This window comes from Bradyrhizobium semiaridum (assembly GCF_020329505.1).
Lineage (GTDB): Bacteria > Pseudomonadota > Alphaproteobacteria > Rhizobiales > Xanthobacteraceae > Bradyrhizobium > Bradyrhizobium semiaridum.
The window spans coordinates 74,227-87,899 of record NZ_JAGKJJ010000007.1; the positions used below are offsets into that span (position 1 = coordinate 74,227).

At 65.2% G+C, this 13,673-nt stretch carries 15 protein-coding genes; 3 read left to right on the plus strand and 12 right to left on the minus strand.

The window, feature by feature from the left end; translation table 11 throughout:
• Positions 1 to 2: 2 nt before the first annotated feature.
• A complete protein-coding gene (locus J6500_RS10965) occupies positions 3 to 974 on the minus strand; it encodes a bifunctional riboflavin kinase/FAD synthetase (protein WP_225712711.1) in 972 nt (323 codons plus the stop codon).
• 216 nt (positions 975 to 1,190) lie between these two features.
• Between J6500_RS10965 and J6500_RS10970 the strand changes: the two genes are divergently transcribed.
• Positions 1,191 to 1,586, plus strand: a complete 396-nt coding sequence (locus J6500_RS10970) for a response regulator (RefSeq protein WP_016844467.1) — start codon at positions 1,191 to 1,193, stop codon at positions 1,584 to 1,586.
• A 632-nt stretch (positions 1,587 to 2,218) separates the two neighbouring features.
• Here J6500_RS10970 and J6500_RS10975 read toward each other — a convergent pair.
• From J6500_RS10975 to uvrC, 7 genes are all read right to left on the minus strand, one after another.
• Positions 2,219 to 3,073: a TIGR01459 family HAD-type hydrolase gene (locus J6500_RS10975; protein WP_225712712.1), complete on the minus strand. Its 855-nt coding sequence runs from the start codon at positions 3,071 to 3,073 to the stop codon at positions 2,219 to 2,221.
• Between the two features lie 15 nt (positions 3,074 to 3,088).
• Positions 3,089 to 4,501 carry an EAL domain-containing protein gene (locus J6500_RS10980; protein WP_225712713.1) on the minus strand — a complete coding sequence of 471 codons (1,413 nt, stop codon included), beginning with the start codon at positions 4,499 to 4,501 and terminating at the stop codon, positions 3,089 to 3,091.
• Between the two features lie 148 nt (positions 4,502 to 4,649).
• Positions 4,650 to 5,618, minus strand: a complete 969-nt coding sequence (gene prmB / locus J6500_RS10985; protein ID WP_225712714.1) for a 50S ribosomal protein L3 N(5)-glutamine methyltransferase — start codon at positions 5,616 to 5,618, stop codon at positions 4,650 to 4,652.
• The gene (locus J6500_RS10990; protein WP_225712715.1) at positions 5,618 to 6,085 is read right to left on the minus strand and encodes a molybdenum cofactor biosynthesis protein MoaE; all 468 of its coding nucleotides are present in this window, start codon (positions 6,083 to 6,085) and stop codon (positions 5,618 to 5,620) included. Before J6500_RS10990 ends, prmB begins: the two co-directional genes overlap by 1 nt.
• Before the next feature lie 8 nt (positions 6,086 to 6,093).
• Entirely contained in the window at positions 6,094 to 6,345 is a 252-nt protein-coding gene (moaD, locus tag J6500_RS10995; protein ID WP_225712716.1) for a molybdopterin converting factor subunit 1, read from the minus strand.
• Entirely contained in the window at positions 6,342 to 6,956 is a 615-nt protein-coding gene (gene pgsA, locus J6500_RS11000; RefSeq protein ID WP_225712717.1) for a CDP-diacylglycerol--glycerol-3-phosphate 3-phosphatidyltransferase, read from the minus strand. Before pgsA ends, moaD begins: the two co-directional genes overlap by 4 nt.
• Before the next feature lie 91 nt (positions 6,957 to 7,047).
• Entirely contained in the window at positions 7,048 to 9,135 is a 2,088-nt protein-coding gene (uvrC, locus tag J6500_RS11005; protein ID WP_225712718.1) for an excinuclease ABC subunit UvrC, read from the minus strand.
• A 262-nt stretch (positions 9,136 to 9,397) separates the two neighbouring features.
• On the opposite strand from uvrC, the gene J6500_RS11010 reads away from it, so the two are divergent.
• Entirely contained in the window at positions 9,398 to 10,018 is a 621-nt protein-coding gene (locus J6500_RS11010) for an outer membrane protein (RefSeq protein WP_225712719.1), read from the plus strand.
• Between the two features lie 376 nt (positions 10,019 to 10,394).
• Here J6500_RS11010 and J6500_RS11015 read toward each other — a convergent pair whose 3' ends face one another.
• The 4 genes from J6500_RS11015 to J6500_RS11030 all read right to left on the minus strand — a co-directional run bounded on the left by J6500_RS11015 (position 10,395) and on the right by J6500_RS11030 (position 13,175).
• A complete protein-coding gene (locus J6500_RS11015; RefSeq protein ID WP_028350729.1) occupies positions 10,395 to 10,610 on the minus strand; it encodes a cold-shock protein in 216 nt (71 codons plus the stop codon).
• 262 nt (positions 10,611 to 10,872) lie between these two features.
• The gene (locus J6500_RS11020; protein ID WP_225712720.1) at positions 10,873 to 11,733 is read right to left on the minus strand and encodes a 23S rRNA (adenine(2030)-N(6))-methyltransferase RlmJ; all 861 of its coding nucleotides are present in this window, start codon (positions 11,731 to 11,733) and stop codon (positions 10,873 to 10,875) included.
• A gap of 131 nt (positions 11,734 to 11,864) precedes the next feature.
• The gene (locus J6500_RS11025; protein WP_225712721.1) at positions 11,865 to 12,554 is read right to left on the minus strand and encodes a ribonuclease T2 family protein; all 690 of its coding nucleotides are present in this window, start codon (positions 12,552 to 12,554) and stop codon (positions 11,865 to 11,867) included.
• A 126-nt stretch (positions 12,555 to 12,680) separates the two neighbouring features.
• Entirely contained in the window at positions 12,681 to 13,175 is a 495-nt protein-coding gene (locus J6500_RS11030; RefSeq protein WP_225712722.1) for a hypothetical protein, read from the minus strand.
• A 166-nt stretch (positions 13,176 to 13,341) separates the two neighbouring features.
• Between J6500_RS11030 and J6500_RS11035 the strand changes: the two genes are divergently transcribed.
• The gene (locus tag J6500_RS11035) at positions 13,342 to 13,641 is read left to right on the plus strand and encodes a hypothetical protein (protein WP_225712723.1); all 300 of its coding nucleotides are present in this window, start codon (positions 13,342 to 13,344) and stop codon (positions 13,639 to 13,641) included.
• The last annotated feature ends 32 nt before the right edge of the window (positions 13,642 to 13,673 follow it).

Sequence of the window (13,673 nt, forward strand, 5' to 3'; positions counted from 1 at the left end):
CTTCAATCAATCACTCCGAGCTTCGGGAACGCATCCGGCGCCGCGGCCAATGCCGCCCGCGCGCGGGCGCTGTCGTCATCCATCTGGCGTATCAGCGCCTCGATGGTGTCGAATTTCAGCTCGTCGCGAATGAAACCGATGAAGGCGACATCGAGCACCTTGCCGTAGAGGTCGCCCTTGAAATCGAACAGGAACACTTCGAGCAGCGGCGCGCCGTTGTCGAAGGTCGGGCGGCGGCCGAAACTGGCGACGCCGTCGATCCGCTGGGAACCGAGGCCGACGCGCACCGCGTAGATGCCGTGCTTCAGCCCGCAATGCTTGTCGAGGCAGATATTGGCGGTGGGATAGCCGAGATCGCGGCCGCGCTTCTCGCCATGGATCACCTCGCCGGTGACGAACCACGGTCCGCCCAGCATCGTGGTTGCATCAGCGATCTCGCCCTCGGCGAGCGCCATGCGGATCGCGCTCGACGACACTGGGCGCTCCTCGATATCGACATGCGCCTGCACGTCGACCTCGATGCCGAGCCGTGGCGCCTCGCTGACCAGAAGGCTCGGCGAGCCGACCCGGCCCTTGCCGAAATGGAAGTCGTAGCCGACCGCGATGCCGCTGATGCCGAGCCGGTCGATCAGGTCGTGATGAATGAAGTCCTGTGCCGAGGTGCCGGCGCGCGCCTTGTCGAAGGTCATCACCACGGCGCCGGCAAGCCCGGTGGCCGCCAGCAGCCGCAGCTTGTTGGTCTCGTCCGTGAGGCGGAATTGCGGAGTGTTCGGGCTGAAGAATTTGCGCGGATGCGGCTCGAAGGTGACGGCCAGCGCCGGCACGCCGTGCGCCCGGCCCATCGCCAGCGCGGCGCCGATCACGGCGCGGTGACCGAGATGGACGCCGTCGAAATTGCCCATCGCAACCACGGCGCCTTTCGGAATGGCGCTGTCGGGGGTGGTGTCGCGGATAACGGTAAAACCGGTGCTCATTTGGTTTCGATTCTTCAGGGATTCTTAAGCATGATCGTTGCGCGCAGGACCGTGACGCGGCAGCGCCGTGGAAGTCAAGCGTAGGCGAAAATCGCGCTAAATCCGTAACAATCCGATTTCGCCCGGTTAACGCGCTGTTTAATGCCTTACTGTTAGTGGTTCGCAGGAAAGCTGCGGTCCGCAGAAGCGTATTTTGTGAGCGTCGTTGGGGGAAAGATGGCGGTTGATTTGTCCATGCCGGTTCTGGTGGTCGATGACTACAGCACCATGATCCGCATCATCCGGAATCTCCTCAAGCAGCTCGGATTCGAGAACATCGACGACGCCTCCGACGGCTCGGCGGCGCTCAACAAGATGCGTGGCAAGAAATACGGGCTCGTGATCTCCGACTGGAACATGGAGCCGATGACCGGCTACGACCTGCTCAAGGAAGTGCGCGCCGATCCGAACCTGGCGACGACGCCCTTCATCATGATCACCGCCGAATCCAAGACCGAGAACGTGATCGCGGCCAAGAAGGCCGGCGTCAACAATTACATCGTCAAGCCGTTCAACGCGGCGACGCTGAAGACCAAGATCGAGGCGGTGTTCCCGGACATGGCGACGGCGTAGACGCGCGTTCGTCGCAGCAGCCGAAACTCACGTCGTGCCCGGGTTCGTCCCGGGCATCTGCGTCTTTCTGGGTTCAATTGCACAGGCCTCCCCGCGGATTCGCCTCGCCTCTCCCGCTTGCGGGGGAGGCCGGATCGCGTCGCAGATGCGATCCGGGTGGGGGTTATTTCCGCGATACGACTCGTTGAGGGACCCCCACCCCAAACCCTCCCCCGCAAGCGGGAGAGGGAGCCAACCGCCGATGTCGGCAACACTGCGATCCTGATCAGATACGCTTGCCGAGGTGAGTGTCTGCGCAGTTTCGGAATAATGGAATAGTACCGCTGAGTTGCCCGACATGTCAAGTCGCCCGTCACCTCGACTGGCTCCTTTGCATGGGGTTGTTTTTTGAGATTTTGGTTCCAGGCCCCGGCGTCCGCCGGAACGACACTGAGATTGGCTTCGCGGCGCCTGCCAAGCCACGCGGTGTCATCACGCGCGCAGGCGGGTGATCCAGTATTCCAGAGACCGAACTACCCTTACAACTCGCGGAAGAAGCCCTCACCCCAACCCTCTCCCCGCATCCGCCTTCGCAGGAAGGCGGGCTTCGGCAGACAAGAGAGCGGGACGAGGGAGCGCAGCAGTGCTCCTGGCTACCACTTCAGCTCGCGCATCAGCGCGCGCGGCGGATGGCCGAACAGCTCCTTCACCGAGGCCGCGTCGAGCTGGTCGATGCCCTCGAACTGCTCGGAATGGATGCCGCGGGTGACGAACAGCAGGTCGATGCCGAAGCCATGGGCGCCGGCGAGGTCGGTGCGCACGGAGTCGCCGATCGCGAGCATGCGGCTCTTCTCGACCGGACGCCCGCGGCGCTCGGCGGCCAGCGCCATCGCGCGCTCGTAGATCGGCCGGTGCGGCTTGCCGTAGAAGATCACCTCGCCGCCGAGCTCGCGATAGAGCTCGGCGACCGCGCCCGCGCAATAGATCAGCCGGTCGCCGCGCTCGACCACGATGTCGGGATTGGCGCAGACCAGCGTCAGCTTGCGCTCGAGCGCCTTGAGCAGCGTGTCGCGATAGTCCTCGGCGGATTCGGTCTCGTCGTCGAACAGGCCGGTGCAGATGATGTAGTTCGCCTGCTCCAGCGGCACGAGGCTGGCGTCGAGGCCGCGATGGATCGAGCTGTCGCGCTCCGGGCCGAGCCAGTAGATCTTCTGGCCAGGATGATCCGCCACGAAGTGCCGCGTCAGGTCGCCCGAGGAGACGATGGCGTCATAGGTCTCGTCGGCGACGTCGAGCTTGCGCAGCTGGCGCTGCACGGAATCGGCCGGTCGCGGCGCGTTGGTGATCAGGATGACGGTGCCGCCCTGCCGGCGGAACGTGTGCAGCGCCTTGCAGGCCTCGGGGAAGGATTCTAGCCCGTTATGCACGACGCCCCAGATGTCCGACAGCACGACATCGACGTCGCCGACGAGATCGCGCAGCCGCTCGACGAAACGCAGCGACGTCATGACGGGGAGAACCACTTAGTTCGGGCCGATGGCGCGGCGCGCCAGCGCGGCATTGCCGGTTGCGCGCGGTGCCGCGGGACCGGAGACGGGTGCTGGATTGCCGGCGCCATTGAGTTCCTGTGGCTTAGTCTGGGAAGGCTCGGCGGTAGCAGATGCTCCCTCCGGCCGCAACGGCCGCGGCGGGGCGAACAGAAAACCCTGGCCGAGCCGGACGTCGTAGTCGAGCAGGTCGACGACGGAACGCTCGCCCTCGATCCGCTCGGCGATCAGGTCGATGCCGTAGCGTCCGAGCAGGTCGGACAGATCGGAGGGATGGATGTCCGTGGTCGCGATCTGCGTGGGGTCGAGCAGAAGCGCGGCCGGCACCTTGATGAAGCGGACGCCGCGATCGGCCAGCTCGCGCGGCTCGAGCCGGAGGTCGGTGACATGGTCGATCGAGAAGCGGTAGCCGCGCTGTGCCAGCGCGGCTAGGTTCTCGCTCTCGACCGGGCCGAGATGGCGGAACGTCGCCTGCTTGAATTCGAGCACGAGCGAGGGCGCCAGCGCGCGGTTGGCTTCGAGGAAATCGAGGCACTGGGTGAAGGTGGCGGGGCTGGCCAGCGTCGCCGCCGAGACGTTGCAGAACACGCCGACATCCTTGCTGCGCACCATCAGGCGGCGCAGTACCTGGACGCAGCGGACCATCACGAGGTTGTCGATGCGGCCGATCAGGCCGCCGGCCTCGGCGACGCTGATGAAGTCGTCGGCGGCCAGGATCTGGTCGCCCTCGTCGCGCAGCCGCGTCACCGCCTCGTAGTAACGCACCTTGCGCTGCGGCAGCGTCACCATCGGCTGCAGGTAGATGTCGAGGCGGTTCTCGTCGATCGCGTTCTTGATCGCGCCGAGCAGCTGGCTCTGGCTGCGCGGGGTCGCGGCAACTGGAGCAGGCGCAGGCTCGGGAGGCGCAGCGGCGTCAGCCGGGGCGGGTGCGGCTTGCGGAAGCAGATCGTCGCGCGGCGGCGGGGCGGCGTGGGCCACCGGCGCCGCCGCCAGCATGTCCTCGTGATGGGCGACGGATGCCGCGAGCTGCCGGACCAGGCCGCCCAGCTCGTTGATCTCGCCGGCCAGGGCCTGGGTCCGGTCGGCGCTGGTGGAATTGGCCGAGGTCACCCGGCCCTCGACCGCGGCGAGGCGGCGGCCGAATTCGGCGACCTGGCGCGCGAGGTCCGCCGTGCCGCGCGACAGGTCGGCGATCTGATTGCCGACATCGCTGCGGTCGCGCAGCCGCATCGAGACCGCGTTGTAGAGGATCAGGAAGGTGAGGGCGGTGAGCGCCACGATCGCCGATTCCGATCCGCTGATGCCCGCCACCGAATACAGGACGAAGCCGAGCGAGGCCGCGACCAGCACCATGCAGATGGCGATGAAGATCGTCGAAATGCGAATCATGTCGCGCGCTGCGCCCTCGGTCCAGTTATCCCCAATTCTGCAAGCTTAGCACCATTGTTGATTCGCGGTGCGAGCCACTTTCGGAACCGGCTGGAACTGCACACGATTCGCCTCGCTCCCGACCGGGCCCGCAATAAAGTCCGGCCGATCAGAGGTCGCTGGCCGCGATCCAAAACACCTCGCCCTCGGACTCCTCGGTGTCGAGCCAGAGCAACGGCAGGTTCGGATAGGCCGCCTCGAGATTGTCGCGGCCGCGGCCGATCTCGCACAGCAGGGTGCCTTCCGGGGTCAGATGCTGTTTGGCCTGGTCGAGGATGCGGCGGACGATGTCGAGCCCGTCGGTGCCGCCATCGAAGGCGATGGCCGGCTCGGTGCGGCATTCGCGGGGCAGCCCCGCCATGCCCTCGGCATCGACATAGGGCGGGTTGGTGATGATCACGTCGTACCGGTTCTTGCCGATCGGCTTGAACAGGTCGCCGTGGTGCAGCGTCACTCGCGCCTCGAGGCCATGGTCGGCAACGTTGCGCGCTGCGACCTCCAGCGCGCCCTTTGAAATGTCGACCGCGTCGACCGTGGCATTGGGGAAGGTGCGGCTGGCCAGGATCGCAAGGCAGCCCGAGCCGGTGCAGAGGTCGAGCACGCGCTCGACCTCGGCCGGATCGCCGATCAGCGAGGTGCCGTCCTCATCGCCGCCGAAATGCGAGTCGAGCAGCTCGCCGATGAAGGAGCGCGGCACGATGGTGCGCTCGTCGACGTAGAACGGCAGGCCGCGCATATAGACCTTGTTGACGAGATAGGCGGCCGGCTTGCGCGTCGCGATGCGGCGCTCGATCAGGTCGAGGATCTGCTTGCCCTCGGCCACGGTGATTCGTGCGCCGGCAAAGGTTTCGAACTGGTCGGGATGCAGATGCAGCGTTTCGCAGATCAGGAAGGCCGCCTCGGCAACCGGATCGGTGGTGCCGTGCGCGAAGGCGAGTTTTGCGGCGTTGAAGCGGCTGACCGCGTAGCGCAGGAAATCGACCAAAGTGTGCAGCTCGCCCGGGCCGACCCTGGGCGGTTTCGGCGCGGGAGTACGCTTTGCCGGCGCCTTGGCCGGCGCTTTGCTGCGCTTGGCCATCAGGATTTGGTCCATCGCGCGGCGGCGGCGTCGTCGTGGTCGCGGGCCTCGATCCAGCTGGTGCCGCGGGCGCTTTCCTCGCGCTTCCAGAACGGCGCGCTGGTCTTCAGATAGTCCATCAGGAAGTCGGCGGCCTCGAACGCGGCCTGGCGGTGCGCCGAGGCGGTCACGACCAGCACGATGTTCTGGCCGGGCTCGATGCGGCCGAAGCGGTGGATGATGGTGAGACCCTGCAACGGCCAGCGCGACAGCGCCTCGTCGGCGTGGCGCGCGATCTCGGCTTCCGCCATGCCGGGATAGTGCTCGAGCGTCAGGGCCGCGATCGGCTCGCCCTGCTCGCTGCCGCGGCAGATGCCGCTGAAGCTGACGACCGCGCCGATGTCGGTGCGGCCCCGGCTCAGCGCCGCGATCTCCTGCGCGACGTCGAAGTCGGCTTCCTGAATGCGGATGGTCGCGGCGACGGTCATCGTAAGGCTTAGCCGCCGGTCATCGGCGGAAAGAATGCGATCTCGCGGGCGCCGGCAATGGCTGCATCCGGCTTGACATGGGCATGGTCGATCGCGGCGCGGATCACCTTGGGCTTCTCGAACGCATACGCATAGGCGTCGTCGCGCGCGGCGAGCCAGCCGATCAGGTCGCCGACGGTGCGCACCTCGGCCGGCGGCTCGACGGTCTCCTCCGCTTTGCCGATCCGTTCGCGCACCCAGGCGAAATACTTCAGCTTCATCCCTCATCCTCCTTGATGAGATGGTGGATGCCGGCGCGGAAGTAGTCCCAGCCGGTGTAGATCGTGAAGAGCGCCGACATCCAGAGCAGCACGATGCCGATCAGGGTGGTCGGCGGGAAGATCTGCTCGCCGGCCTCGCCCGCGATCAAGAACCCGATCGCGATCAGCTGGATCGTGGTCTTCCATTTCGCCAGCTTGGTGACGGGCACGCTGACCCTGAGGCCAGCGAGGTATTCGCGCAGGCCCGAGACCAGAATCTCACGGCACAGGATCACAATCGCCGCCCACAGCGTCCAGCCATGGATCGAATTGTCGGCGGCCAGCATCAACAGGCTGGAGGCGACCAGCAGCTTGTCGGCGATCGGGTCGAGCATCCTGCCGAAGGCCGACTGCTGGTCCCAGATCCGGGCGTAATAGCCATCGAGATAGTCGGTGACCCCCGCCGCGATGAACACCGCCAGCGCTACCCAGCGCAGCCAGAGCGGGCCGTCCATGATCGACTGCCAGTAGACGCAGCCGATCACCACCGGGATCGCGGCGATCCGGGCGTAGGTCAGGATATTCGGAAGGGACAAGGTCTTGGGCTGTCCCCGGGTCGTCGCGATGTTCATCCGTCCTACCAATACCGCTGAAACAAGAAGGTCAACAGGGCCGACCCAAGATGGCCAGTCGCAGGCGACGCCCTGATGAACAGCTTCTCCTTTAGCCCGGCTGGGCGTGGAAAAACTCGAAAATCTTGCGGGCGCTCTCGGCGCTGACGCCCGGAACCTTGCCGAGGTCCGCGATCGAGGCCCGCTCGATCTCCTTGAGGGTTCCGAAATGATGCAGCAAGGCACGTTTGCGCGACGGGCCGATGCCCGGGATCTCCTGCAAGCCGGCCTCGCGGATGTCCTTCTTGCGCAGCTTGCGGTGCGAGCCGATCACGAAGCGGTGGGCTTCGTCACGCAGCCGCTGGATAAAATACAGCACCGGGTCCCGCGGCTCCAGCTTGATAGCCTCGCGATCCGGCATGAACAGGGTTTCGCGCCCTGCATCGCGCTCCGGCCCCTTGGCGACCGCCATCAGCGCGACCTGGGTCAGACCGAGGGTCTGGAAAATCTCCCTGGCGGCGTTGAGCTGGCCGCGGCCGCCGTCGATGATCACGAGATCGGGCCATTGCGGGAACGCATCCTCGTCCGCCTTCTCGTCCGGCTTGGCTTTGGCGGCGTCGCCCTCCAGCGGCTTCAACAGGCGCTTGAAGCGCCGCTCCAGCACCTCGCGCATCATCCCATAGTCGTCGCCGGGCGTCAGCCCCTCGGACTTGATGTTGAACTTGCGGTACTGGTTCTTCATGAAGCCGTCGGGCCCGGCCACGATCATCGCGCCGACCGCGTTGGTGCCCATGATGTGGCTGTTGTCGTAGACCTCGATGCGCTTCGGTGCATGCGGCAGGCCGAGCGTGGTGACCATGGCCTCCAAGAGGCGGCTCTGGGTCGCGGTGTCGGCGAGCTTGCGGCCGAGCGCCTCGCGCGCGTTGGTCAGCGCGTGGCCGATCAGCTCCTTCTTCTCGCCGCGCTTCGGCACCGAGACCTCGACCTTGTAGCCGGCCTTGACCGACAGTGCGTCGGCCAGCAGTGCGCTCTCTTCGATCTCGTGCGACAGCAGGATCAGCTTCGGCGGCGGCTTGTCGTCGTAGAATTGCGCGAGGAACGAGGCCAGCACCTCCTCCGGCGTGAAGGTCTTCTCGGCCTTCGGGAAGTAGGCGCGGTTGCCCCAGTTCTGGCCGGTGCGGAAGAAGAACACCTCGACGCAGGAATAGCCGCCCTCCTGGTGGATGGCGAATACGTCGGCTTCCTCGACCGTGCGCGGGTTGATGCCCTGCTGCGACTGGATCGCCGACAGCGCCGCGAGACGGTCGCGATAGAGCGCCGCGGTCTCGAATTCGAGCTCGCCGGACGCCTTCTCCATCTCGGCCGCCAGCAACTCCTTCACGGCATGGCTGCGGCCGGACAGAAACTCGGTCGCCTCGCGCACCAATTCGCTATAGCCGGGGAAATCGATCTCGCGCGTGCAGGGGCCGACGCAGCGCTTGATCTGGTAGAGCAGGCAGGGCCGCGTGCGGCTCTCGAAGAAGCCGTCGGTGCAGGAGCGGATCAGGAACGCGCGCTGCAGCGCCGTGATGGTGCGGTTGACCGCGCCGGCATTGGCGAACGGGCCGAAGTAACGGCCGGGCCGCGACTGCGCGCCGCGATGCTTGAGGATCTGCGGCGCCCAATGGTCGCCCGTGATCAGGATGTAGGGGAACGACTTGTCGTCGCGCAGCTGCACGTTGAAGCGCGGCCGGAGCTGCTTGATCAGGTTGGCCTCGAGCAGCAGCGCCTCTGTCTCGGTCATGGTCGAGACGATCTCGACCTGCGTCGTCGCCGCGATCATGCGCAGGATGCGCGCCGGCAGCGGCGCGCTGGCCCGCGCATAGTACGACAGCCGCTTTTTGACGTTCTTCGCCTTGCCGACATAGAGCACGTCGTTCGCGGCATTGAGCATCCGGTAGACGCCGGGCGAGGTCGGCGCGAGGCGCACCGCGTTCTCGATCGCGGCGTGCCCGACGGCAAGGGTCCCCTCGACGAACGCCTCGCTCGCGTCATCGGACGCGTCGGGCAGCCGCGATTCGTCGTCGTCCTCGGTCGCGGAGGTTTCGGGATCGACGTCGCTCGTATCGAGCCTGAGGTCGTCCTGCGGCGGATCGGATCTTGAACCGCGCCTCGCCTTGCGGGGAGCCGGCGCCGGATGCTCGGAAGAATCGTGAACCATGGCCGTAAACTAAGCGCTTGAGGAGCCGGTCGCCAGCGCCGGCGAGGGCAGAAACAGGCCCGATTGCAGGCAGTTATCGGCCCCGTTCGCCTGCCGCGGATGGTGTGTAATACATTGTTAAGACTGATGAGCGGGGCGGTAACCGGGCTTAACAGGCCTTTAACTTAAAACTCTCGATAAATCTTAGCGAAACAGGTGGAAAACCGTAACCACGCTGGCCCCGCGGCCGGCGGGTTCCGGCAGTTGCGTGGTGGAGAGTCCGATGGGCCGGTTGGTTGCGCGTGCGCTGGCGTTGATCGTCGCAGGCTGGACGACCTCGGCGGCGTCGGCCGACCTCAGCTACGGCTCGCCCTACACCGTCAACCAGCCGCTCAACGCCTATAGCTGGGCCGGCCCTTATCTCGGCGGCAACATCGGCTATGGCTGGGGCTCGGTCGACAACAACCCGACCAAGCCGTCCGGCTTCGCCGGCGGCGTGCAGGCCGGCTACAATTTCCAGAACGGCACGCCGTGGGTGTTCGGCATCGAGGGCGACATCCAGGCATCGGCAGCAGACGATCGCTTCGCGCCGTGGAAATTCTCCAATCCCTGGTTCGGCACGGTCCGCGGCCGTGCCGGCTACGCCGTCAACAACGTGCTGTTCTACGCGACCGGCGGTATCGCCTTTGGCGAGCTGCGCGGCGAGACCTTCGGCCTGTCGGAGAGCCACACCAATGTGGGCTTTGCGGTCGGCGCCGGCGCCGAAATGGGCTTTGCGCCGAACTGGAGCGCCAAGGTCGAATATCTCTATGTCGATCTCGCCAGCAGCCACTTCGGAATTACGGGCACATCGAACGGCTACGGCTTCAGCCTGGTCCGCGCCGGCATCAACTATCACTTCTGAGAAGAAAACGTCGACCATCAACTCACGGCCGCGCCTGGCGCGGCCGTTTTTCTTTGGCGGTGGTCCCGATGTCGTGGCGGAACGCAGCCGCGTGCGCGCCGCGAGTTGAGCAAAGCCAACCGGCGCGAGCATTCGGTCGGCCGCAAATTCCAACACTGCGGAATCCGCCGATCGGGCGTCCGCGTCATCAAGTGTTCGCGCGACGAGCACGGGTCACATGCCCGGCTGTCGACTTACACGCAACGCTTCATTCCGTTTTCACCGCGAGCCCGGGATCATGATGCGATCGCACGCAACCGCGGCACGATCCCAGGTCTTACGTGTCCGCATGATCCATTCGGAAATCCGGATTCGGCTTTCCGGATCACGCACGCGCCTACGATGAAATCACCAGGTTGACCGCCTTGGGGCCCTTGCCCTTCTTGTCCGGTTCGACCTCGAATGTAATGCGCTGTCCTTCAGTCAGGTCCTTCAATCCGGCCCGCTCGACGGCGGTGATGTGAACGAACACATCGCGGCCGCCATCGTCAGGCTTGATGAAGCCGTAGCCCCGCTCTCCGTTAAAGAACTTGACTGTCCCAGTCATGGCCATCGGGAAAACTCCTCCCCCGTATTGCTCTCCCGCTACGCGCATATCGCGTAGCGGTTGACCGACATTCGCTTGTCGGAAGCCTGGCCACCTGAACAATCCGGCGTCACGCCGCCGGTCTGCCTGGATTTTATTTCGGCCTTGTCACTCCGCCGCAACCATTCGCGGAAGCGGAACGTAAAGCCAGTCGTAACAGGACGAGCATAATACGGTTCCGCGCGGATTGACTACGATCAAATCGCACTTTTCAAATGGTGCATCCGGGTTAGGTCTTGGGCGTCTCGAGTCTGAAGCGTCCGGCGCCGCCTTGACCGAGTGGTTTCTCGAGTTCGGGCAAGATGAGTCTTAACTCACCTGCGAGTGTCCAGGGCGGATTCACCATCAAAAGCCCCGTGGAAACCAGGCCTGCGCCGGCTTCTTGCGGCGCCACACTGAATTCCAAACGCAAGCACTTGCCGGGCGGGCGACTTGTTGCCGCTGCTGCGGCGACGCTGCGTGCGAGTTCGTCAGTGGCTCTCCGTGTTTTTACGGGATACCAAATCAAATACGTTCCGGTTGGCCATTTTGCGAACGCATCCGCAAACGCGCGGGCCAGCCGTTCGAACTCGTCCTTGGCCTCGAACGGTGGATCGATCAGCACGAGACCGCGCCGTTCGTTCGGCGGCACGAAGGCAGGCAGCGCCATCCAGCCATCGAGATCGACGACACGTGCCTGCGCGTCGCGCCGCAGCGCATCGATCAGTTGCTTGCGCGCCATGGGTTCGATCTCGCAGGCGGTGAGACGATCCTGCGGCCGCAGCAGCGCCCGCGCGATCAACGGCGAACCGGGATAGGCTTTCAATTCGCCCTTCGGATTGAAGGCCCTGACGATATCGAGATACGGCGCGACCAGCGGCAACACCTTGTCGGAGAGCCGCGCCTGCATCAGCCGCGCGATCCCGGTGAGCCATTCGCCGCCGCGCTGCGCCTCGCTCGAGGTCAGGTCGTAGAGTCCAGCGCCGGCATGGGTGTCGATGACGCGGAACGCGGCCTGCTTGTCCTGCAGATAGGTCAGCATGCGCACCAGTGCGATGTGCTTGATGACATCGGCGAAGCCGCCGGCATGAAAGGCGTGGCGATAGTTCATGAGCCAGCGCTTACCACGTCATTGCGCGCGGAGCGACCTCTTCACCCGTGCGAAGGCGGGAAGCAATCCATTCGGCCCGCGAACGCGAACCGATGACTTCGTCATGTATCTCGCAACGAGAGGATCCGAGCCTATCCGCCGCGCATCGGCGGCATCAGCACCTGATCGCGGCGGCAGGCGCGGCGGTCGATCTCCTCGCAGGAGCGGAATTGCAGGTCCTTGCTGAGGCAGATCCGCACTTCGCTGAGCCGCTTGCTGTCGCAGGTCACCGAGATCGCGGCATTGCTCAGCCCCGGATTGATCTTGATGAAGGCGGCTTCCAGCTCGTCGGGCGCGATCGTCTTCGGCTCCGACAACTGCAGGAATTCCTCCGGGATCTTCACCGTGGCGCGAGCCTTGCGGATGGTCTCGAAATAGGCGCGCTCGCCGAGACCGGAGCAGGTGCCGTGCTTGTCCCATTCGTTGAAGACCAGGCCGGGTGCCGGCATCAGGTCGAGCATCGAGGTCATGATACCCCGGGCGAGTCGCGGCGACGGCCGTTGGCAATATTCCGGGAAGCCGCGCTCATATTGCGGCCACAGGCCATGCACGACGAAGGAATATGGCCGTCCGCTGCACTGGGCCTGCGTGCCGCGGCCGGTGTTACCGCGCTCGTTCGCTGCTTCGCAGAAGGAGGGCGACCATGACAGCGCCAGCACGTAGAAATCGAACTCGCCCGGCGCATTCTGCCGGCGGTCTTGCGCCGAGGCTGCTACCGCGCTGCACAGGACAAGCGCTGCAGTTGAAATCAGGAATCGGGAAATTGCGACCGACCGAGGCATCAAACGCTCCCTAAACTCGACGGTCCCCAGCCTAGCACGTGATGAGAACATTTCAAGAACAAAAAGAGGCGTGCCCGGAAGCGAGCCATCCGAGGCCCCGAGTCCTTTGGCCGATCGAAGGTCGGATCAGGGCCGCGCGGCCCGGCAGGAGGGGTTGTAGGCCCAGTTGCGGTCGAGGCCGGTGACGCACCATTCGACCCCGGGGCTCAGGCTGACCATGTCGCTGATACCGCCAAACCCGCCATCCTCGATGATCGAGAAGTGCACCGAGCGCACCTTGCCGTCGCTCAGCATCACGTCAGCCGAGCAATAGCGGCGCGGAATGTTATCGGCCTGCCAGGGGCGGAATGCGGTCTCGTGGATCCGGCTGAAGCCGGTGATCGCCAGCGGGGAATTCCAGAAGGTGGCTTCCTTCTCGCGAAACTGGTCGCTGATGACCGACAGGGCCCTCTCACACGGGGCCACGCGGCCGTCGTAGCGCGGGCCGGACAGCCAGAAGTTCAGCTCGAGCGGATTGGCGGCCTGCGCCGTGCCCCCAAAGGCCAGCAGGCCGACCACGGCCGCGGCACCGAGGCCGAGCTTGCGGCCGAGTTTTCTGGGGGCGATGAACAGGTTGCGCATGGGAATCCACCCGATGATCCGATGCGCCGGACGGTGCCGCGAAGCCCCGGCAAGGTCAAGTGCAGCGCGGCAACACCTGCGGACAAGTCCACTTTTGGCCGCCCGCTCGTTCTTTTCACGGCCTGCGGCGCACTCTATGTTGGTTGCAAGCGAAATGGAGACTGCGATGCGAAGGAAATTGGCTGCGACCCTGGTTGCCGTGTGCGGGATGCTGGCCGCGGTGCCGGCGCAGGCCGACTGGATGCAGCCGGTGCCGCCGTTCAAGGGCAACGATACCGGCGGTATCATCGCCTACTCTCTGGCAATGCAGTCCGATGCCCGACAACTCGCCGTCGATCACTGCGCCACTTACGGCAAGGTGGTGAAGTTCCTGTCGAAGCAGGCCTATCCGGGCGGCTACATCTCATTCGCCTGCCGCTGGGTGCCCTACGGCTCAGCGCAACGGCCGATCCGCACGCTCTACTGAGCGCGCACTCATCGTTCGATTATCCAGTCCGG